The organism is Amedibacillus sp. YH-ame10 (assembly GCF_053848885.1).
The window spans coordinates 105002-128002 of record NZ_JBSPFA010000004.1 but is presented as its reverse complement, the minus strand read 5'-3'; the positions used below and the strand labels follow the sequence as shown (position 1 = coordinate 128002).

The 23001-nt window shown below is 34.6% G+C and carries 22 protein-coding genes; 20 read left to right on the top strand and 2 right to left on the bottom strand.

The window, feature by feature from the left end; all coding sequences use genetic code 11:
- Window positions 1–118 precede the first annotated feature (118 nt).
- Window positions 119–478 (bottom strand): metal-dependent transcriptional regulator, encoded by a 360-nt coding sequence (locus tag ACWG42_RS02930; protein ID WP_455790011.1) that lies wholly within the window; start codon window positions 476–478, stop codon window positions 119–121.
- Between the two features lie 42 nt (window positions 479–520).
- Window positions 521–883, bottom strand: a complete 363-nt coding sequence (locus tag ACWG42_RS02925; RefSeq protein WP_455790010.1) for an arsenate reductase family protein — start codon at window positions 881–883, stop codon at window positions 521–523.
- A 153-nt stretch (window positions 884–1036) separates the two neighbouring features.
- Between ACWG42_RS02925 and ACWG42_RS02920 the strand changes: the two genes are divergently transcribed.
- From ACWG42_RS02920 to ACWG42_RS02825, 20 genes are all read left to right on the top strand, one after another.
- Window positions 1037–1198, top strand: coding sequence for a hypothetical protein (locus tag ACWG42_RS02920; RefSeq protein WP_455790009.1), 162 nt, complete (start codon window positions 1037–1039; stop codon window positions 1196–1198).
- Between the two features lie 226 nt (window positions 1199–1424).
- Window positions 1425–2522 carry a methionine adenosyltransferase gene (metK, locus tag ACWG42_RS02915; protein ID WP_455790008.1) on the top strand — a complete coding sequence of 366 codons (1098 nt, stop codon included), beginning with the start codon at window positions 1425–1427 and terminating at the stop codon, window positions 2520–2522.
- A 102-nt stretch (window positions 2523–2624) separates the two neighbouring features.
- Entirely contained in the window at window positions 2625–3569 is a 945-nt protein-coding gene (locus ACWG42_RS02910) for a helix-turn-helix domain-containing protein (protein WP_455790007.1), read from the top strand.
- 69 nt (window positions 3570–3638) lie between these two features.
- Window positions 3639–4250: an L-threonylcarbamoyladenylate synthase gene (locus ACWG42_RS02905; RefSeq protein WP_455790006.1), complete on the top strand. Its 612-nt coding sequence runs from the start codon at window positions 3639–3641 to the stop codon at window positions 4248–4250.
- Window positions 4251–4404: 154 nt separating this feature from the next.
- Window positions 4405–5328, top strand: a complete 924-nt coding sequence (locus ACWG42_RS02900; protein ID WP_455790005.1) for a hypothetical protein — start codon at window positions 4405–4407, stop codon at window positions 5326–5328.
- A 74-nt stretch (window positions 5329–5402) separates the two neighbouring features.
- Window positions 5403–6476: a class B sortase gene (gene srtB / locus ACWG42_RS02895; RefSeq protein ID WP_455790004.1), complete on the top strand. Its 1074-nt coding sequence runs from the start codon at window positions 5403–5405 to the stop codon at window positions 6474–6476.
- Between the two features lie 88 nt (window positions 6477–6564).
- Window positions 6565–6762 carry a DUF1146 family protein gene (locus ACWG42_RS02890; RefSeq protein WP_455790003.1) on the top strand — a complete coding sequence of 66 codons (198 nt, stop codon included), beginning with the start codon at window positions 6565–6567 and terminating at the stop codon, window positions 6760–6762.
- Window positions 6763–6774: 12 nt separating this feature from the next.
- Complete coding sequence (locus ACWG42_RS02885) at window positions 6775–8436, top strand: cache domain-containing sensor histidine kinase (RefSeq protein ID WP_455790002.1); 1662 nt, start codon at window positions 6775–6777, stop codon at window positions 8434–8436.
- Window positions 8429–10009: a response regulator transcription factor gene (locus ACWG42_RS02880; RefSeq protein WP_455790001.1), complete on the top strand. Its 1581-nt coding sequence runs from the start codon at window positions 8429–8431 to the stop codon at window positions 10007–10009. The genes ACWG42_RS02885 and ACWG42_RS02880 overlap by 8 nt, the downstream gene beginning before the upstream one ends.
- Before the next feature lie 21 nt (window positions 10010–10030).
- Window positions 10031–10972, top strand: a complete 942-nt coding sequence (gene spoIID / locus ACWG42_RS02875; RefSeq protein ID WP_455790000.1) for a stage II sporulation protein D — start codon at window positions 10031–10033, stop codon at window positions 10970–10972.
- A 41-nt stretch (window positions 10973–11013) separates the two neighbouring features.
- Window positions 11014–11634 (top strand): peptidoglycan DD-metalloendopeptidase family protein, encoded by a 621-nt coding sequence (locus ACWG42_RS02870; protein WP_455789999.1) that lies wholly within the window; start codon window positions 11014–11016, stop codon window positions 11632–11634.
- Window positions 11635–11785: 151 nt separating this feature from the next.
- Window positions 11786–12772: a rod shape-determining protein MreB gene (mreB, locus tag ACWG42_RS02865; RefSeq protein ID WP_455789998.1), complete on the top strand. Its 987-nt coding sequence runs from the start codon at window positions 11786–11788 to the stop codon at window positions 12770–12772.
- A gap of 29 nt (window positions 12773–12801) precedes the next feature.
- Window positions 12802–13893, top strand: coding sequence for an MraY family glycosyltransferase (locus ACWG42_RS02860; protein WP_455789997.1), 1092 nt, complete (start codon window positions 12802–12804; stop codon window positions 13891–13893).
- 149 nt (window positions 13894–14042) lie between these two features.
- Window positions 14043–14621: a hypothetical protein gene (locus tag ACWG42_RS02855; RefSeq protein ID WP_455789996.1), complete on the top strand. Its 579-nt coding sequence runs from the start codon at window positions 14043–14045 to the stop codon at window positions 14619–14621.
- 66 nt (window positions 14622–14687) lie between these two features.
- On the top strand, window positions 14688–16538 hold the full coding sequence (locus ACWG42_RS02850; RefSeq protein WP_455789995.1) for a SpoIIE family protein phosphatase: 1851 nt from the start codon (window positions 14688–14690) through the stop codon (window positions 16536–16538).
- Window positions 16539–16581: 43 nt separating this feature from the next.
- Entirely contained in the window at window positions 16582–17802 is a 1221-nt protein-coding gene (tilS, locus tag ACWG42_RS02845) for a tRNA lysidine(34) synthetase TilS (protein ID WP_455789994.1), read from the top strand.
- Between the two features lie 28 nt (window positions 17803–17830).
- On the top strand, window positions 17831–18370 hold the full coding sequence (gene hpt, locus ACWG42_RS02840) for a hypoxanthine phosphoribosyltransferase (RefSeq protein WP_455789993.1): 540 nt from the start codon (window positions 17831–17833) through the stop codon (window positions 18368–18370).
- 24 nt (window positions 18371–18394) lie between these two features.
- A complete protein-coding gene (gene ftsH / locus ACWG42_RS02835; protein ID WP_455789992.1) occupies window positions 18395–20413 on the top strand; it encodes an ATP-dependent zinc metalloprotease FtsH in 2019 nt (672 codons plus the stop codon).
- Window positions 20414–20524: 111 nt separating this feature from the next.
- Window positions 20525–21793: an MFS transporter gene (locus ACWG42_RS02830; protein WP_455789991.1), complete on the top strand. Its 1269-nt coding sequence runs from the start codon at window positions 20525–20527 to the stop codon at window positions 21791–21793.
- A gap of 45 nt (window positions 21794–21838) precedes the next feature.
- On the top strand, window positions 21839–22933 hold the full coding sequence (locus tag ACWG42_RS02825) for an ArsR/SmtB family transcription factor (RefSeq protein ID WP_455789990.1): 1095 nt from the start codon (window positions 21839–21841) through the stop codon (window positions 22931–22933).
- The last annotated feature ends 68 nt before the right edge of the window (window positions 22934–23001 follow it).

The window sequence follows — 23001 nt, the reverse complement described above, 5'->3', positions numbered from 1 at the left end:
AGCAAGTTCTTTTTTAGCGAAAACAGAAGAGTCTTTAATCAAAAAAATCACCTATAGATAGTATACTATATCTACAGGCGAAATTTAATCTTTCGGAATGTCCTTCAGGACATCTTTTTTATTTGAAGGATGCGATTTTTTGAAATGTTTCTTCACTTATCACATGCTCAATATGACATGCTTCTTCATCTGCAGTTTTTTCATCTACACCTAAAACTTCATGGAGAAACTTTGTAATGGTCTTATGACGATTATAAATTTCGATTGCAAGTGTTTTTCCAGATTTGGTAAAATGAATATCTCCATAACTTTCTTGAAGAACATAACCTTTTTCCTTTAATACATTCATCGCTTTATTAACACTTGGTTTTGATACCTGCATTAAGGTTGCGACATCAACACAACGAATTTTCCCGTGTTGTTCTTCTAATATCAATAACGTTTCTAAATAATCTTCTAATGATTCACCTAAATTCACTATGATCACCTCAATATTCTGTACATTCAATATACCATAAATTTAACATTCTGGACACAGTTTTTCATAATTCTCTTCTTTGAATCCAACAAATATATGATCCTTTGAAATAACCAAAGGACGCTTTATTAACATTCCATGTTGACTAAGAAGAGTGAGTTGTTCATCTTCGCTCATAGTAGGAAGCTTTTCTTTTAAATTCATTTCTTTATAAAGGTTGCCAGAGGTGTTAAAAAATCTTTTAAGTGGTAAATTGCTTTCTTTGTACCAACGAGTTAGTTCTTCTTTGGTAGGTGTTTGCGTTACGATGTGGCGTTCTTGTAAAGAACAACCTTGATTCTTTAAAAACTTCTTTGCCTTTTTACATGTAGAACATGTAGGGTATTCTATAAATAATATGCTCATATGATATCTCCTTTTTTTAAATAATAGCGTTTAATTGATCAAATTTCAAATTATTTGCAACTTAATTTAAAATTAAGAACTTCTGTTTGAATTTGTGTTAAAATAAAAAAGAACAAAAGGGGAGATGTTCATGATAAGGATAGGGTGGGATCGATGAATCAAAGCGAGGATGCCTTGATAAAAATCATGATTAATATCATGGAAATACAAGAAGAACCAGAATACATTGACGACCTAAAAGAATGGGTGCGCTCAGCAGGTGTAGATGTAGTATTTCATAAAGTAATTAAGATGTATTCCTTAAGTCTACACTAAAAATAAATTTATGTTGTAAAAGTGATTGTAATATGTTTTAATATAGTTGCCTTTTTATCAAGAGTTGGGTTAGAGAGTTAGCTCGTTAATACCCCACGCCAACCTGTAGTTTTCCTATAAGGTGGTAATGCTAACAGCGATAAGAGAACACGTATATCATCTATGGTGCCTTCTCTCGTACGCGAATGAAGGCTTTTTTATACAAAGAAAGTAGAGGATATTAAGTATGACAAGACACATTTTTACATCAGAAAGTATTACAGAAGGACATCCAGATAAGATTTGTGATGCAATAGCGGATAGCATTTTAGATGAAGCATTACGTCAAGATGCAAATGCGAAAATGGCAGTAGAGGCAACGATTAAGGATGAATTGGTATTTGTTTATGGAGAAGCCAATACAAGCGCACATTTAGATTATGAAAAAATAGCACTAGATACCATCAGAGAAATTGGATATACAGAAGAATATAAGGTTCTTGTGAAAGTAAATAAGCAATCCAATGAAATCAATCACGCGGTTGTACAAGATGATGGAGAGATTGGTGCTGGAGATCAAGGGTTGATGTTTGGGTATGCATGTGATGATACACAAGCATATATGCCTGCGGCAATTTACTATGCACATAAGCTAGCGAAACGTTTAAGTGATGTTCGTAAACAGAACGCGATATTATTGCCAGATGGGAAAACACAAGTGAGTGTGGAGTATGAAAACGATCAAATTAAAAGAATTCATACCATTGTTGTATCTACGCAACATGTAGCACATGCGACTCAACAAGAGATTGCGGAAATAGTTATGCGCGATGTTATATCGCAAGTAATTCCGGATGAATTGTTAGATGAGGATACAATTTATTTAATCAATCCAAGTGGAAGCTTTGTTGTTGGAGGTTCATTTGGAGATAGTGGTACAACGGGTAGAAAAATCGTTGTGGATACTTATGGTGGAATGGGACGTATTGGTGGAGGATGTTTCTCTAGTAAAGACCCGTCCAAAGTAGACCGTAGTGCTGCGTACTATTGTCGTTATGTCGCAAAAAATATAGTTGCTCATGGACTTGCAAGAAAATGCGAAATTCAAGTGGCGTATGCGATTGGTAAAGTAAAACCAGTATCTATCATGGTGGATTGTTTTGGTACAGGAACTTGTGGAGATGATGAAATCTTGCAAATTATAAAAGATAACTTTAGTTTTGAAGTAAAAGATATCATTCAAGAACTAGATTTATGTAGACCAATCTATAAGAAAACAGCATGTTATGGACATTTTGGTAGAGAAGAATTTAGTTGGGAACAGATGAAAGATATCAAGTTTTAATACATATATACGAATGTTAAAGGGCGCAATAAACTGTTGCCCTTTTTCTTATGGACAAAGTGGGTAGTTGTACGCTATCCTATTCGTAAAGAAGGTGTGTCTATGAAAGCAGAAATAGGGAAACAAATACAATATTATAGAAAGAAAGAATCAATATCACAAGGAGAACTTGCGAAACAATTGCATGTTACAAGACAAGCCATCAGCAATTGGGAACGAGGATTGAGTGAACCAGATTTATCGAGTATTCAAGATATCGCAAAGATTTTTCGTCTACCAATTCAAACCTTGGTAGAAGGAGATCAAGAAGAACTTGAACATAACAAACAGTTGCGTTTGATTATGCGCATTTATGTATGTAGTTTGTGTTTATCTATTTTCGTTGGTGTTAGTATATGGTATTTAGAGTTATCATTTATAACGATTGTTTCATCATTGATTATGTTCTTAATGAATACAACCGTTTTATTTACGTTTAAACAAGCAATACAGTCGAAGGACTTTACTATGATAGCTGGATATGATGATGGTTTACATTACGATACTTCAATCACTAGTAAAAGCTTGCTTCAAATGCTCATGCAGATTACGTGGATGCATGTGTTTGGAAATATGCTTGTATTGTTTTTCTGTTGGGCTGCAGTAGAGAAATACGCATTTCTAGCGTTGCTTATATTTGTTGTAAATTTTTTTGCTTCTATTATCCTAACAAGTATGAAATATCGTAATCGAATATTTACAGATCCAAAAGATCAAGTGTACCAACGCGAAGGAATGAAATATGTTTTATACTTTTTAGGGAATTTTATTTTGTTGTTAGCCAGTGTTCTTCTAACATTTTATATTCATGATATTCGCAACAATACAAAGGATGCTTTTATCGTAATGGGGTTTATGTTCCTTATTATTTTACTACATATGGTGATATTATTCGTGTCTAATTTTCGTATAAAAAAGGGGACGAAAATATCTTGGATGTGGTTGTTGGTTGGGGAGATTGTTAGTGTTGTAGGGATTGTGTTTATGTTGTTGTTTCCTTATGGATAGTTTTATTTTTAAGGAGTATTCATAGGGATTAAAAAGTGATAAAATACTAAGTGGAAAGTGGGTGTAACCATGAATACGAAACATTATAAAAAAGAAGATATAAATGAAATTGCATCATGTATCATAAAGGGTGAAGTAATTGCGTTTCCTACGGATACTGTATTTGGGTTAGGTGTTATTTATGAAAATGAGGATGCCCTAGAAGCGTTGAAGCTTAGTAAGGGTAGACCTGAAAATAAACCGATTCCTACTATGGTGTGTTCGTTAGAACAAATTGAGAAAATTGCGCATGTTAGTGAAATGGCTAAAAAATTGATCCAGGCATTTATGCCAGGAGCATTTACAATTATACTAAAGAAACGTGAAGAACTTCCTGACTATCTTACAAATGGATTTGATACCGTGGGTATTCGTATGCCTGAGGATGATTTTGTATTAGAACTCATTAGTAAGTGTGGAAAACCTATGTTGGTAACAAGCGCTAATCTTTCAGGAGAAGAACCTGGACAAACTGATGTAGAAGTTTTGAAACAGTTAGATGGAAGAATTCATGGGATTGTTGAAGGTTGTGCAACTGGTGGAATTGCGAGTACGATCGTAGATATGAGTGGGGAAGAAGCAACTATCGTGCGAGAAGGTCCAATAGATAAAGAAATGATGGATAACGTATTGTTATCCTAGAGAGAATCCTAAATGGGTTCTTTTTCTTTTTGGAAATGTTTAAGAAAGTTTTAAAAATGGTACGAAATGACTCTAAAATGTCACAAATTTGTTAGAATTATATCGACAAAGATTCTTGCTTATGGGGAGTCCGAGAAAATGGAGGAGAAAGATTATGAAAAAGATTTTAACAATGCTGGCAGCTGTCGCCATGACACTTGGAGTTAGTGCCACAACAAATGTAGTTAAGGCAGAGGAAGAAGTAACAGGAATTATTTACTACAATGTTACAAAACTAAGTATTCCTGATCCACAAAACTTACAACCAGGTGCATATTTTATGTCTACAGAAGCTGGATTGACAGACCCTAATTATATGAGTGCTAAGTTCCCAAATGGACTGGAAGCGAATGTACAAGTTACGGGAGCGTTGGATACAACCCAATCTTATTATGGAAAAGATGATGGCGATGTGATGTACAATATTGATGGATATCCTGTGGACGTTATTAAAAGAGATAATCTTTTTGATGGATGTGATGAAGGTCATTTGTTCGCTCCAGTAGATAAAAAAGATGCGAATGGGGAACAATTATGGATTTACTATTGTGATTATGGTGGAGCTCAAAATGTTGGACCATATTACTTATATTCTGTACAGAATACAACGTATACTGCAAAAGATATTTCTGTAAAAGTCATTAAAGATTTTTCAAAATCAACAAGTGTTCAAACAGTTTCAAAAGAAGATGTAGAAGTAACTATCAACGTGAATATTGATGGAAAAATAGTTCCATATGTAACAAAAGATTTCGCGATTGATAGATACAAAAATACCGTTGATCCAACAACAGGTAAAGCAGATATTAGAATCGTTTTGGAAGGTGCTCTAGAAGGCACAACACTTTCTGTAGACGTGAGTGTTCCAGTAACGATTCCAAAAATTGAAGAAGTAAAAAAAGAACAACCAAAAGTAGTTGTAACACCAGTTGCTCAATCACCTAGTACTGGATATATGTTGCCATTATTAAGTACTATTGGAATTGGAACTATCGCAATCGGTAGTTGTAGTATGTTACGAAAGAAAACTAAAAAATAAAAAATGAGTATGATATAATATGAAGGATGGAGTCGTAATATGACACCATCCTTCATTTACTAAAAGGAGGGCGAATGATGCGTAAATATCGTACGTTTGAAAAAATACAATGTTTCATTGTTATCATTGCCTGTATTTCTATTGTAGGTGTATACTTTCAAAATCGCCCAGCGAAAGAAGTGAAGGTTGCCTCTGTAGTGAATGGATTTGATTCATTAAAGATAGGATTACAGTTAAATAATCCAATTGATTTTGATAGTTATTGGGATATCAATAAAGATGTTTATGCATATTTATACATAGATGATACCAAAGTAGATTATCCTGTACTTCAACATGAAAGTGATAATTCTCACTATTTGAATTATACAATTGATGGTAAACATGGATATCCTGGAAGTATTTATTCAGAAAAAGAAACTTCAAAGAAGTTTGATGATCCTAATACGATTATCTATGGACATAATATGTCTGCGGCTTATGGTACCATGTTTTATGACCTCATGAAATATGAAGAGGAAGCATTCTTTGATGCACATCGATATATTTATATGTATACTCCAGACGCGATTTATCAATATGAAGTATTTGCGGCCTATACCTTTGATAATCGCCACTTGTTGTACTCTTATGATTTTAAAGATAAAGAAGTATTCAAGTCCTATTTAGATGAAGTTTTTCATATGGAAAATGGGATTATTGATCAAGACATGAAAGTTACAAATGAGGATAAGATACTAACACTCTCTACCTGTACAAATGTAAGAGATGAAGAACGTTTTCTTGTACAGGCGGTTTTGAAAGAACGCGTAGAATGTAAGTATAAGAGCGCTGTAGAAACAACGCATACTATGAAGGGTATGAAAGATCCAGATATTTTACAGGTGGAAGAAAACAAAAAAGAAGATACCGTTAGTTTTAAAGATCAAACAATGGCAGATTTAAAATTCGCAATTCCTTATCTTGTGTCGATTTGTTCAATCATAGGAGTATATGTAGTATTGTTACATATACAACGACGTTCAAAAGAAGATCAAGAATTCTATGATAAATACGTAAAGGGAATTCATGGAAAATTACGATTTGTGAAATTCTTAATTCTCCAAATATGGCAAGAAATAAAACAATTTATACATAAGGGGAAATAGGTATATAAAAGATATATCTATTTTCTTTTGGAAAATTCTTTTCCTTTGCCTTATGAATTAGTATAATGAAAGAAATGGAGGATGTGCCATGCAATATTATCTCATACGATTAAGCGTACATGTGATTTGTTTTATGTTAAGCTTTTGGGCACTTAGTAGTGTTCGTTTTGATAAGTTCTGTGATGTTAAAAAACCTGGTAAAGTACAAATGTTGTTGCTGTTGTTATCACTTGGATTAGGATATGTATGTGCTCAATTCTTGTTATCTATTACGTATTACATGTAAGGGTGGTATAAAATGATACAAAAATTTCGCTCTTTTTTAAGAAAACGTGGAATTAAATCAAGAATGTTTTTTGCGTTCATTGTATTGCCATTAGGATTGATGGTCCTAATGTTTTTGTTGTACTATTTTACAAGTCTAGAGATTATTCTTTCAAAAAATAAAGAGAGCTCACAAGTAACAGTTACTTTAACTGAAGAGAATATCCGTTTGAATACAACTAGAATGGAAGAGCAAGTAAAGGCAATAAGCCAATCTTCCTTCATCCGGGATGTGTTGGATAATCCAGATACCAATAAAGTTGAATTTGAATCTTTTATGAAACAGAATATAAGCCTTGAAGAAAAAGAAGGATATCAAGTCTTTGATGATAAAGGAACTTTAGTCTATCGAAATTCAAAGGAACATCCATATGCATTAGAATTATTAAAGGATGGACTTGATAATCATGAAACAGTGTGGGAATATGATGAACAAAGTGAAAAAATTCTTCTAGGTTCTAGTATTTATCGAGGACATACGTTAATAGGATACTTTGTATGTGACGTGAAACAGTCGTCCTTAAGTCCGACATTCTCGAAATTGGATAATACCTATAATACATTGATTGTATTAGATAAAAATGATACTTATTTATTTGGTAGTTCTATTTACGATAAAATCTCAATAGATACAAAAAAAGATAAGATTACATTAAATGGAAAAGAATTCTTTGTACAATCCAAGGTTATTGATGGTATGGATTGGAAGGTTGTGCACCTTGTGTCATCGGATTATCTGTTAGAAGAGTTTCATAATTTTAGAAATATGATTTTTATTTATGGAATTATTTTGGTAATCATATTAGAAATGATTGCGGCTGTAGTGTATCGAAGTATTTATGATCCACTTGATAATATTTTAAAAGTGATGCGTTCAACAGATGAGGGAAATTTAATTGGACAAGATCGAGTGATTGATGATGGTAAGGATGAAATTCATGAAGTTGCGACGAACTTTAATGAATTGTTAGATCGTATTGATGAGTTGGTAAATACGATTGAAACAGAACAGGAACAAAAACGAGAAACACAGTTTCAATTATTACAAGCTCAAATTAATCCACACTTTTTATTCAATACATTAAATACTTTGCATTTCCTTGCGATTATGAACGATGATAAGCCTGTAAGCGAAGGGATTAGTGCGCTTGCGAAATTATTGCGTAATACCATTGTGGATAGTCATGATGTGGTAACCGTAAAAGAAGAACTTGAAAATCTAAAGAATTACATTATTATCCAAAAATTGCGTTTTGGAGATTTGTTTGAAACAGTGTATAATGTGGATAAGGATGTCATGGATTGTAAAATTCTAAAATTCCTTTTACAGCCAATTGTAGAGAATAGTATTTTACATGCATTTGAAGAAGATAAAGAACATCAAATTTTAACGATTCGTGTTCAGAAAGAAGGCATGTATTTGAAAATTGAAATTGGAGATAATGGAAAAGGGTTTAAGAAGATTGAAAAAGAGACAACCAATAAAAATTTAAGTGGCATTGGGATTGAAAATATACAAGGACGTATTCAATTGATGTATGGTGCACAATACTCTATGAACATTAGAAGTGTTGTCCATCAAGGAACCATTGTGACATTATTACTACCTTATGTTAAGGGGGATCAACATGTATAAAGTATTGATTGTAGATGATGAAAGACTGATACGTATTACCTTAAAAAATATGATGGACTGGCAAGCATTTGATTGTGAGGTTATCGCAACTGCGAAAGATGGAGAAGAGGCATTGGAATTATTCGATGTTTACCAACCTGAAATTGTAATCACCGATTTAAAAATGCCTGGCATGGATGGTATTGAACTTATCAGTAAAATAAAAGAAAAGAATAAAAACACCCAGATTATTGCGTTGAGTAATTATTCAGATTTTGAATATGTAAGAGACGCTATGAAGGCTGGAGCTTTTGACTATCTACTAAAGGTGACATTAGAAAAGACAGAATTAGAGGCAATCATTTCCCAAGTAAAAGAGAGCTGTGTCATTACATCCGCTAATCGCGATGAAGAAAGTGAAAAAGCAATCAAAGCATTACAACAATGCTTGGTCTTAACGAAGAATGAACATGTACTAAATGAAGAGGAATATGAAAAAGCACTATCTTTATCCTATTATAAAAATTACGAACAACATTTCCAGATTGCATATTTTAGAATTGATAACATTAACCATTTATATAACGATAAAATCAAAGATCACGTACTCTTAAAGAATAATATACGAGATTTAATTAGGGAATCTATACCAGTCCCTATTGAACACACGGTTTTATTTATTAGTAATCACTCTGGATTGATATTGTTCAATACAGCAGAGAAGCTAAGGGTGTTGAATATTTGTACTAGTATTATGCGTAATATCAATCAATATCTAGATATGCACTTATCAATTACCTTATCGGATCTATTACATTCTTTTGGGGAGTTCTATGATTCCTATCGTTCTTTATTAAGTGCACATGAGCGTCGTTTTTATGAGGGAGATGGATCGTTGATTCAAATGGAAGAAGAACAGCCTTTCCAAGAACTTAACATCAACGATATACAATATCATCTAGATATATTAGAAGCCATGAACATTAAAGATTTCGATAAGTTAAGTGCGTTACAAGAAGAAGCACTTGCCTATATGCGTGAACATATGATTGAACCGCATAGGGTTTTAGAATACTTTATCTTTATTTTAAATAATATCGAAGGTAATGAAATTTCAAAAGGGAAAAAGCATGCGATTCAATTTGATAAACTCGCAACTTCCATACGGTTATGTGAAACCATTGATAAATTGGATGAGGTACTAGAAGAATCTTTTCAAGAGGTAGAAACTTGGATTAAGGATAGTAGTGCCAATAAATATCGTCAAGAAATACTTGATATCATCGATTATATTGAACAAAATCTAGACAAACGTCTTACCTTAAAGATGATTGCGGATGCTTTTGAAATGAGTGAGAGTTCTTTGAGTAGAACCTTCAAGAATGAAACAGGAAAGAATTTGAACTATTATATCAATGAAATGAAGATGAAAAAAGCAATGGATATTTTAACCAATGAACCTGGTATGATTAAGGATGTGGCCGCATCTGTTGGAATGGATGACCAACTTTACTTCAACAAAGTGTTTAAAAAGTTTTATCAAGTATCTCCAAGTGAAATACGAAAAAAGAGAAAGAGCGATCAGGATGAATAAGGCGTATCACGTCTTCATACAATGGGGTATGAGGGCGTGATTTCTTTGAAATTGTTGATGAAGTTGGTTGGCGTTATATTGGTTGTATTATTGGCGTTTATGCTTTGGGTACATAATGATTCTGAACACTTTATAGAGTGGAAGAATTTTTTTAGCACGAATAAAGAAGATACTTCGGGTATTGTTTCTGTTACGAGACAAGATGGAACAATTGTGAAACTACCGTTGGAAACTTATTTAGAAGGTGTTATTGGTTCCGAAATGCCAGCCTCTTATAATGTAGAGGCATTAAAGGCACAGTGCATTGCTGCACGAACTTTTGTTATGCAAAGGGGTATGCAGGTAGATGACACTACAAGAACACAGGTATATCACGATGAAGCACAACAACGTCAAATATGGGGAGATAGTTATTCCATGTATCATGAAAAAATTCAGAAGGCACTTGAGGATACAAAAGGGCAAGTTTTAACGTATGATGGAAAACTTATATCCGCGGTATTCTTTAGTAGTTCTTGTGGGAAGACAGCGAATTCAGAAGAATACTGGAATAGTGAAACACCTTATTTACGCAGTGTAGATAGTTCGTGGGATAAAGGTATGCCAGGGTATGAAAAAACAGTGAGTTTTACTGTGGATGAGTTTCGTAGTTTGTTAGGGTTTCAAAAGGCAGTGAGTGAGATAAGTGAACCTGAGTATTACAGTAGTGGGTATGTAAAATCCATTACAATTGATCGCATTACATTTACTGGACGTGAGGTTCGTGAGAAGTTGAATTTACGTTCTTCTAGTTTTTCCATAAAGAAACAAGATGCTTCTTATGTGATTACAACGAAGGGATATGGACATGGCTTGGGGATGTCGCAAGAAGGTGCACAAGCCATGGCGGAACAAGGAAAGAGCTATGAAGAAATACTGACGCATTACTATTCTGGTGTAAAGATTGAGAAAAAGGATGTATAAAGCAAAAAAGCAAGGGCATAATCATCATTAGAGGTGATGAAATGTATAGCTATACAAAACCAAAAAAGGTTTTCAAGCGTAGACTCATGGTATCGTTGGCTTGTTTATTAGCAGTGAGTGTTTCTTATTTATCGTATGAGTATTATCAACAGACCCGTTCAAAGGATACTGCGGTCTTTAAGGAACAAGATGTACCCGTGCTTTCCTTGCCAGATACGGCACAACAAAAGGCAATCAAACCTTTTACAGTAGAAGCACAAACAGCACTTGAATATTTCGATGGATCAGAATCTAAAGTGGAAACGATGACAAAATTTGAAGGCGTATATCGAGGAAATCAAGGAATTGATTACACCTTTCAAGATCAAGCATTCGATGTTGTGGCATGTCTTGATGGGACGGTAAGTGAAGTGAAGGAAGATGCAGTCTTTGGCAAAAGTGTGACGATTGTCAATCAGGACCTTTCCATAACGTATCAAAGTCTTAGTGACATTGCTGTGAAGAATGGAGATCGTGTTCACCAATCGGATGTAATCGCAAAAGCAGGAAAAAATATCTACAATAAGGACCTTGGAAACCATCTACATATCGTAGTTGAGAAAAACGGAAAAATTATGGATCCTAAGTTGATGTACGATAAGAGTCCAAACGAGCTAAAATAGTGCCTATTGGTACTATTTTATTGTTTTTTTACGATATGTTTTCGCTTACAAATTTGTAAAACTTACGTTACCGTAAGAAACCCATATTTACACTTTTACAATTAAAAAATTGTGTTATAATGGTAATGCTTGAAGAATGGAGGAATTTGAAATGTTTTCAAAAGAAGTTGGAATAGATTTAGGAACCGCCAACCTGTTAATGTACGTTAAAGGCGAAGGTATTGTTATCGACGAACCTAGTGTCGTGTCCATAGATGCAGAAACAAAAAAATGTCTTGCTGCTGGTCAGGACGCTAAAGATATGTTAGGAAGAACTCCAGGAAGGGTGCTTGCCATCCGTCCATTGAAAGATGGTGTTATTGCAGATTTCGAAGTTACAGAAATCATGTTAAACTTCTTCTTCAAAAAATTGGCAATCAAAGGGATGTTCAAACGTCCTACAATCTTAATTTGTTGCCCAAGTAATATTACAAGTGTAGAAAGAAATGCCATCCGTGATGCTGCATATCGCGCTGGGGCTAAAAAAGTATATATCGAGGAAGAACCAAAAGTTGCGGCTGTAGGTGCTGGTCTTGATATTGGAAAACCTAGTGGATGTATGGTATTAGATATAGGGGGAGGAACTACAGATGTAGCGGTTATCTCTCTTGGTGAAATTGTATCAAGTACATCTTTAAAAGTTGCGGGAGATACATTCGATCGTGACATCATCAAATTTGTTAAAGAAGATAAAAAACTGTTGATCGGTGATCGTACAGCAGAAGATATTAAAAAACAAATCGGTACTGCTTGGAAAGGCAGTGAAACAGATACAATGGAAGTTAGTGGACGTGACTTAGTGAGTGGACTACCTACTACCATTACCTTGAATTCTTCAGAAATTCAAGCGAGTATGGCAGAGAGTCTTCAGGATGTTGTTCGTGCATGTAAAACTGTATTGGAACAAACTCCACCAGAACTTGCTAGTGATATTGTCACAAGAGGTATTGTATTAACTGGTGGTGGTGCTCTTCTTAAGGGTATTGATGACTTATTACGTCATGAATTACATATCCCAGTCTATGTGGCAGAGAATGCTCTTCGTTGCGTAGCAGAAGGAACAGGAATTCTATTAGAGAATTTACATTTAGTACAATAAGAATTTATTAAATAAGCGGGGTGATCTCCTTGGAATGGCTAACTTATATCATAGTTCCTTTGGCTCTTTCAGCGGTGATTACACCGCTTTTAAAACGTATGGCGGTATCCATGGAACTATATGCAAAAAAGAATGATCGTACCATACATAGTGGCAATATCGCTCGTATCGGAGGAGTTGCTATTTATGTAGCTTTTATAGTGTGTATGGCAATGTTTATGAAGACCGATGCGACCATCAATGGAATTTTGGTTGGTGGCTCTATTATGTTTATTGGTGGTTTGATTGATGATATGGTAGAACTAAAGCCGTATTATAAATTAGGCTTTCAAATAATAGCCGCAATCGTTTTGATTTGGGTTGGAGGTGTCGCACTCGATGTGATTCGACTTCCCTTTGGAATTACCATTGATATACCCATCATTTCTATCCTAGTAACACTCGTTTGGATCATTGGGATTACCAATGCGGTGAATTTAATCGATGGATTGGATGGGCTTGCGGGAGGAACATCTGCGATTATCTTAATTGTAATTGCTTGTATATCGGTATTAGAAGGTAGATTAGACCTTCAAAATATGAGTTTGATATTAGCTGGATCAATTTTTGGGTTTCTGTTCTTCAATACGTATCCTGCAAGTATCTTTATGGGAGATTGTGGTTCCTTATTTCTAGGATTTATTGTATCCGCAATATCACTATTAGGATTCAAAAGTTCTTCTATTATGACATTGGCACTCCCGATTCTATTATTGGCAGTACCTATCATTGACACCCTAGGCGCAATCATCCGTAGAAAACTAAATGGACACAAGTTCTCAGATGCAGATAAAATGCATTTACACCATTTGTTGATGGATCGCTTTGGACATCGAAATTCCGTTATTCTATTATATATCGTAAATGCCATGTTTGGATTTACAGCGTATGCCTATATGATTAATAAGATGACAGGGTTTGTAGCCTTGTTTGTGATAGCGTTGATTATGGAATTGTTTATAGAGTTCTCTGGTATGATATCCAAACAATATCATCCAATTCTATCTTTTGCGAATGGAATCTATAAGAAATTAAAAAAATTATATCGAAAATCCTCTGGAAACAAAGGGAAAATAAAATAATACATGAGATATCTGATACGCACTTCAGATATCTTTTTTTGTTTCTAAGGGAAAAAAGTATCTTATTTGTTGATAATTGAGGAAAAAGTATATTCTTTGTTGATTTTTTAGGAATTTGTAAAATTTTAGCGTATGTATATAAGTGAGAGGTGGTAAAATTGGAAATTAAAAAATTATATGAAATTGTGGAACAAGAAGAGAAAGAAGGAAGGATGGGTGATAAGACATATTGGAATGATTTATGGAAGGATTACATAGAAGAAAAAAGTGGAGATTATAGGATGTTGGATGTAAAAGAGGCGATGTCTCGTTTTGTATCCGAACAGAATTTGCGCTTAAGAAGAAATGTGAACAATTGTGGAGAACTGGGTGTAGATATACGTGTTGGAGATATTTGTTATATCGATTATGGAGAAGCATATATCAATGAAATTGGATATCAACATTTTGGTATCATTCTATCCATCTTCCATAACAAAGCGTTTGTAGTGCCAATGAGTGGGAATAGAGGAGCTTTTCAACAAGCCTATGGAAAAGATAACCCAGAAGGGAAACGTCACTTGATGAGACTTGGAAAGATGGAAGGTATGAATAAAGAATCCGTATTGTTTATCAATGATGCGAAATTTATTAATACCGCACGTATCATTGATGTGAAAGCACATCTTGATCGAAGGAGTCCTTTATTTCATGATATTAAAGAGAGAGTTAAGATGTGTCTAGATTAAAAGACAAAAACAGACATATTTCATGAAAGACCTCTTCTATAATACTTTAGAAAGAGGTGGTCATGATTGGAAAAAGCAATCCATAGAAAGGTAAAGGGAAGATTTGCACTACGGACATCAGATGTATATTGTGCAGGGCTTGCGATACTGGTGGGAAGTATCTCTTCCCCATTAGCATATGCGTTAGCGTTGCTCTTTATTACCTATACCTATGTAAGATCCTCAAGAGAAGTGGGGATATCAATTTTTTTTGTAGTCGTAAGTGCACTCGTGCGAGGAGTGTTACCAGCATATTTTTATGCTTTGGGGTTTGCGGTATACTTTGTCATTATTCATGTGTTAAAACTTCGCAATAAGAATTTATATCAATGGCTACCCTATGTCGCATGTATCATAACATTGGCATATAGTTTTCAAAGTTATCAATTTACTGTGAAAACGATTGTTATGCCATTGATGAGTTTTGTTGTTATGCAACAGATGTTTCAAGATTGTAGATGGGTAAAAAAGGAATTCATGCTATCCAGAGAAATCATTGCGGTGCTTATATTTGCACTTGCATTATCTATGGGGGTATTATTTCCGGCTTATGAAGAAGTATTATATTTGGTTGCGCTGTTAAATATCTGCTTTATCAGTGATACGATGACATCCATAGCACTTATGCTTGTAAGTTTTTATTTATTGCCCATTCAAAATGAGAAAATCCTATTATTAGCGGCAGCTCTTGCCGTTTTTAAACAACAAAGAAAGAATGCAGTGTGTATTATCATAGGAGCGTTATTTTTATTGCCGAAAGGTTTTGAAGATTATTTATACATAGCGATTGCGGCCATTGGTTTGTTTATGTATCCACAAAAACAACAAGATCAAAGATTGGTAGAACACTCACCAATTTCCAATCATAATGTAATCAAGCGTCAAATGAATAATTATGCAGGAATCTTTCAATTGTTATCGGAATACTATGCACAGATGAACGATGTACAATCCGAATTATTATTGAACATGGCAAATGCACTACAATACAATGCGGACATCATACGAAAAGTAGAAGGCAATGAGAAAGATAGTGCCTATATAACGAAGGCTTTGGAGGGCTATCAATACGAAGTAAAAGAACTTTTCATAGAAGAACCTAAAGAGGGATGTCTACAAATCAATTTAGAACTATCGAATATCAAACGTGGAGAAATACGTACAACCTTATTACCTTTATTAGAAGTGTTGTTACATAGAAAATTAGAAATTGAAGAAGTACATAGCCATAGATTTCAAAGTGGTGCACATCGTATCTTAATAGGAGATAAAATACCGTTTGTTATTGATGCTTATGCAGACAGTATTAAGAATGCCTATACATCCAATGGAGATACATTCTCCATCTTTCGTTTTCGACAAAGCGTTATTTGTATGATTTCAGATGGTATGGGAAATGGTGAACGAGCAATGAAGAGTTCCCGTTTGATCACAAGTATCTTTCAACGTATGATGATCAGTGGAATATCGCAAGATCAGGCAATTCGTTGTATCAACAAACTCGTACAAAGCGATACCTTCGCAACCCTTGATGTCTTATGCTTCAACAAAGCGCAAGGAGTCGTTTATATCTCAAAATCGGCAGCTTGTCCTACCTTTTTATTACGAAAGTCTCAAGTATATGAAATCAATGGGAATGCACTTCCTGTTGGCATCATTTCCCAGATGCAACCTGACTGTTTCCAAATTACATGTGAAATAGAAGATGAATATCTCATGGTATCGGATGGTGTTACAATCGAGGAAATACAGGAATGGATGAAGAAGCGAAAAAGGGGAACTGTAAAAGAAGATATCGAGATCTTTTCGGAAGTCTTAAGAAGAACACAAAGGAAGGATGACTCTACCGTTATCTTGGCAAGAGTGGACGAAATGTAAAAGACAGGTTGAAATAGCCTGTCTTGTTTTGTATAATACGCATATGGATAAATTAAAGCTAGATCATAAGAAAACATATGTGATAGGTGTCAGTGGAGGGCCGGATTCCATGGCACTTTTTGATATGTGTGTAAAAGAAGGGATTCATGTGATAGCGGCACATATGAATTATCAAAAAAGAGATAGTGCCACAAGAGATATGGAAATCGTAGAGGACTATTGTAAACAACATCGTATAATCTTTGAGAAACGTATGCAAAATAAAGAGTGTGAAGGTAATTTTCAAGCCTTTGCTAGAGATATGCGTTATCAGTTCTATAAAGAAGTATTAGATAAATATCAAGGAGATGCTGTTTTGTTGGCGCATCAATTAGATGATCATTTGGAAACGTATATTATGCAAAAACAAAGCCTTCGCTTGGGTGTATATTATGGCATTCAAGGGGTATGTGAAGTTATGGGATGTAAGGTAATACGTCCGCTGTTAGCACAAACAAAAGCACAACTAGAAGCATATTGTGAAGAGAACGGAGTTGCTTATGGAATTGATGAAAGCAATCTTAGTAATCACTATACACGCAATAAGGTTCGGCATGAAATGATTGAGCATATGAGTATAGATGAAAAAATAACATTAGCCAAACAAATCGATAAAGAAAATGAAGCGTGGACACAATTATGTACACGCGCAAAAGATTTTTTAAAGGGATGGGATAAAGGAATAGCATCCTATATTGCTATAGAAGAAGAGCTTGCTCTTTTGGTTTTAACGTTCTATATATTCGATGAGTGTCATATTCATGAAACGTTGGTGGAAGTTAAACAGATTCATAATCTAATTCATACCAAGGCAAACCAGTGGACAAGGGATATTGCGAAAGAGTATCGTATATACAGTGAATACGAGAAATTATGCATCGATAAAAAAGCACATACTCCGTATTGTTTTGAGTATGCTGAACTTACACTTGAAAAAACTCCATATTTTGAAGTATCCAATAGTGGAAGTAGTGTGGAGGCAGTCACACTTTATAAAGAAGATTTTCCAATTACTATTCGTAGTTATATAGAAGGCGATGAAATACGCATGCGTTTTGGTGCTAAAAAGCTTAATCGCTGGTTTATAGACCGTAAAATACCTAAAAAAGAACGTAAGAATTGGCCAGTTGTGGTCAATGCATCAGGAAATGTAATCCTAGTGCCTAAATTAGGCTGTGATATTGAACATTTTTCTAACAATCCTACTTGTTTTGTGTTAAAATAGTCTATATCTGTATTTAGGAGGTAGCACCATGCATGACGCAATACAAAAAGTATTAGTAACACACGAAGAAATTGAAATAAAATGTAAAGAATTAGGTAAGAAAATCACAGAAGATTATCGCGCAAGTGGTAAGGCTCCTCTTCTGGTAGCTTTGTTAAAAGGGAGTGTTCCTTTTTTAGCAGAATTAGTGAAACATATTGAACTTGATATTCAATTTGATTTCATGGATGTATCAAGCTATGAAGGTACACAATCCGTTGGAGATGTTAAAATCCTAAAAGATTTAGACTGTTCCATAAAAGATCGTTCTATCTTGTTGGTGGAAGATATCGTAGACACTGGTAGAACCTTAAAGGTAGTTACACAAATGTTGAAAAATAAAGGTGCAAGTGATGTTAAGGTTGTTTCCTTATTGGATAAACCAGAACGAAGAGTTGTGGAAATCAATGCGGATTATGTTGGTTTCGAGATCCCAAATGAATTTGTTGTAGGATTTGGGTTAGACTATAATGAACTATACCGTAATTTATCTTACATTGGAGTGTTAAAACCTGACGTTTATAAATAGGTTTCATAAAGGAGGGTAAATCTTATGAATAATAAAAAAATGATAAGTTTTCTACCTTATATTGCAGTAATTGGTATTTTGCTGTTATTGATATTTTCAAACTATTCAAGCAATGCGAAAAGTTTTACGTATAACGAATTTTTGGCAAGTGCTGAAAAATTAGAATTCAAAAAAGCAGAGATGGCAATGGGTACGACTGTTATTGATGTAACAGGTACATATATGGCAGATAAGAAAGAAACCGCATTTACAGTACGTGTTCCAAACACAGAAGCAAATGTGAAAGAATTAACGGAAATCTTTAAAAAGAATAAGAAGATGCAGTTAGTAGTAAGCGATCCTAATAAAGAAAGCTTATTGATGCGTTTCTTAATGAATGTATTTCCATTCCTGTTGATTGCAGGTGTGGCATTCTTTATGTTCTCAAGAATGAATTCAGGTGGAAGCAATAAAGCCTTTGAATTTAGTAAATCCAAAGCAAAAATCGAAGGAAATGTAAAAGTACGTTTCAAAGATGTTGCAGGATGTGATGAGGAAAAAGAAGAAGTAAAAGAAATTATTGATTATTTGAAGGATCCTAAACGATTCACAGATATGGGTGCTCGTATACCTAAGGGTATGTTGATGGTAGGTCCTCCAGGTACTGGTAAGACATTGTTAGCGAAAGCTGTTGCTGGTGAGGCGGATGTTCCATTCTTCTCTATTAGTGGTTCAGACTTCGTAGAAATGTTTGTTGGTACTGGTGCTAGCCGTGTGCGTGATATGTTTAAAAAAGCACAACAAGCAGCTCCTTGTATTGTATTTATCGATGAAATCGATGCCGTTGGTAGACAACGTGGTGCTGGTATGGGTGGCGGAAACGATGAACGTGAACAAACCTTGAACCAGTTACTTGTTGAAATGGATGGTATGGGTGAAAATAAAGGTATCGTTATTATTGCGGCAACAAACCGTCCAGATGTATTGGACCCTGCGTTGTTACGTAGTGGACGATTTGATCGTCAGATTACCGTAAGCTTACCTGATAAACGTGGACGTTTTGAAATCTTAAAAGTACATGCAAGAAATAAGAAGTTAGAAAAAGGTGTTAACCTAGAAGGCTTAGCAAAACGTACGCCTGGTTTCTCTGGGGCGGACCTTGAAAACGTATTGAATGAAGGAGCGATCCTTGCAGTACGTGATAAACGCAAATCCGTTACTATGGAAGATTTAGATGAAGCGATTGACCGTGTAATGATGGGACCTGCTAAGAAATCTAAAAAGTATTCAGATGGTGAAAAACGTATGGTTGCCTTCCATGAGGCAGGACATGCGGTGATTGGATTAAAACTTAAAAACGCTGACAATGTGGAAAAGGTTACTATTATTCCACGTGGAAATGCTGGTGGTTATAACTTAATGACCCCTGCAGAAGAACGATTGATTCCTACAAGAGCGGATTTCCTTGGACAGATTACAGGTCTTATGGGAGGACGTGTTGCGGAAGAAGTTGTATTCAATGAAATTTCATCTGGAGCATCTAACGATATCCAACAAGCTACAAAAATTGCGAAAGCAATGGTTAGAAGCTTGGGTATGTCTAGTCTTGGACCTATTCAATATGACGATGGTTCAGGAAATGTCTTCTTAGGAAGAGATTATGGAAGTGGAAGTAACTATTCTGGTGAGATAGCTTACGAAATCGATAAAGAGATTCGTAAAATTATTAATGAATGTTATGATCATGCGAAAGAAATCATTACTGCACATAAAGATTTGTTAACGTTAATTGCGGAAACTTTAATTGAAGAAGAAACAATTACAAGCGAACAAATTCTAAATTTAGTAAACTATGGTACTTTGAATTCTCCTGAACAAATCAAACATATGGAGGAAGCAAAGAAACTAGCTGAAGAAGCTGCGGCACGTGGTGAAACTATCCCTGAAGAAAAAGTAGAAGAAGCAGAAGTTGTTGAAGAACCTACTGGACCTTCTGAAATTGATGTAGAAGCTGCTTTAAAAGAACTCACAAAAGGTGACGACTACGACGAATCAAAAGAATAGAAATGAGGGAGATCGAAAGATCTCCTTTTTTACTAGTTCTTAACAATTTATCTAATATATGTTTGACATATATCTAATAATAATGTATATTGGATATGGAGGTAGACGTATATGAAACAATTATTAGATATATATATAACATTAAAAACACAAAAACAATACTTGAAAATTATCCTTGCCAATAGTATCAATCGCTTTGGGGACTCCATTGATGCGATTGCGTTTACTTGGTTAGTATATGAAGTAACACAGAGTGCTACATGGAGTACGGTTATTTTTGGTATGAACATGTTGCCAACGATCCTACTACAACCTTTTACGGGTGCCCTTGTGGAAAATATGCGCAAGAAAAATATTATGATTATTTGTGATATAGCACGAGGAGTATCCGTTTCTATCATTGCGATTAGCTATCTTGCAGGAATTCTAACACCCTGGATGATTCTTGCGGTGACCTTATTAGACTCTACTTTTGAAACATTTCGTATTCCTGCAGGAATTTCAATTGTCCCTAAGTTGTTGGATGAAGAACATTATGAAGTAGGAACGGCATTGAATTCTACATTTTCAAGAGCGATGGAATTGATAGGGACAGGGTGTGTAGGCTTCATAATTGGTATCTTTGGTATCTCAACAGCCATATTCATCGATGCGATTACTTTTATAGGAAGTGGAATTGTAATTGGATTTATTCGCTATAACGAAACCATTACAAAAGAAAAGTTATCGTTGAAATCCTATACCACAACCTTAAAAGAAGGTATGCATTATATGAAATGTAGACAAGCTGTTCTAGTATTATGTTTGATTGGTGCACTCTTGAATGCAGTCGTGATTCCTATCAACTCTTTACTACCTGTATTTATTGATTCCATTATGAAAAGTGGAAGTGAGATGTTATCTATGTTGTCTGTAGGAATGACTGTTGGATCTATCATCGGTAGTTTCTTGTACCCAGTTCTAACAAATCACATTACAAAACGTAGACTATTACTAGCAACTATTGTGTTTGTTGGATTCTTCTATATCCTAATCGTATATATTCCAAACGTAATTCCTCAAAAGTTTATAAGCGATGCGTTGATTGTTGGTATGTTTACTATTTTAGGATTGTTGAGTGCGGCAGTTTCTACGTTCGTGGCAGTCTTTCTGATGCAACGTGTAGATTCCAATTATATGGCAAGAGTCGGGGCAGTATTTAATGCATTTGTGACGTTAACCATACCTATAGGTTCCTTACTAATTAGTGTGTTGTTACAGATGACTTCTTTTGTGACCATATTCCTTGGATTTGGTATTCTATCCATCTTCCTATATCTAATATTACGAAAGCGAGAAATTTTCTTTATGCTTGATGAAAACCCAAGCAAACAAGAATAGGTGTGTTATAATATCCTTAACGTAGGAAAGAGTAATGGTGGTAATATGAAGGCAATATATAAAAAAAACGTAGACTTCATTCGAGAAGCGAATTTATTCTTGCGCAGATACTGCGAGGATGATAATTTTACAGAAATGAAAGAACACCTAAAAAAGAAAACAAGTTACACAAAAGAAATAGAACACATCATCAATGAAATGGGTGTTGTATATAATGAAATTTTGGATGAAATGGAGAATTCTTTAAAAGAAGAGATACATGAACACGCATTTTATTTCAAATCTTATGTAGAGGATGAAGATAGTTTAGATGCGACAATTGCGGATTGCATGAGCTTTGAAGCTTGGAGTATGGATGAAGAAAATATGTCTTTATATCATAATCGCATCAAAGAGAGTTTTCATAAAAATCCTTCTTGTTTTATTGATTGCGTTATAGTAAGCAATGAATTGGATGCACAATATAGCGATGAAGAAGTTCTTCGTTTATTAGATGAATCTGACTTAAAAGATGAAATCAAATGGAAAGTGTACCAAATATATCTTAACTTTGATCAACATTTAAATATTGTAATGGGGATTCTAGAAAAAGTGATACCTGTTATGAAACGTGTATATAAAAACCATGAGAATGCATTCGAGGCATTTCATTCCTATTGGAGTGAAGTTTGTGAAAGCGGAAGATTTATGGAAGCTTTACAAATTCATGTAAAATTTGAATTAGAAGAGGATGTAGCTTTATGGGTGAAACCATCCTGGATGGGATGTAATGGACTTCGTTTAATGGCTCTCAATGAAAAAGATAAACTCCATGTTTTGATTGGGTTAATGTTTACAGATCATAGCTTTATTGGAAACGAAGAAGTTTCTATGGAAGATGCATGTGCACGAATCAAACTATTAAGTGATCCAAGCAAGTATGAAATCTTGAAGCTCATTAAAAATGAGGGTTTATATGGTTCCCAACTTGCGGAGAAATTGAAACTGACAACGGCAACCATTTCACATCATGTAAGTGCTCTTAGCAATGCCTCCTTAATTGCATATGAAAAAGATTCCAATCGTGTATACTATCGTAGTAATAAGGAACAAATTGGATATCTATTAGATCAAATGCGTAGTGATTTATACGATGATTAGCTGCTTATAAATGGCAGCTTTTTTTATGTCAAATACGTAGTGAATATGTTACAATAGGAAACTGTAGG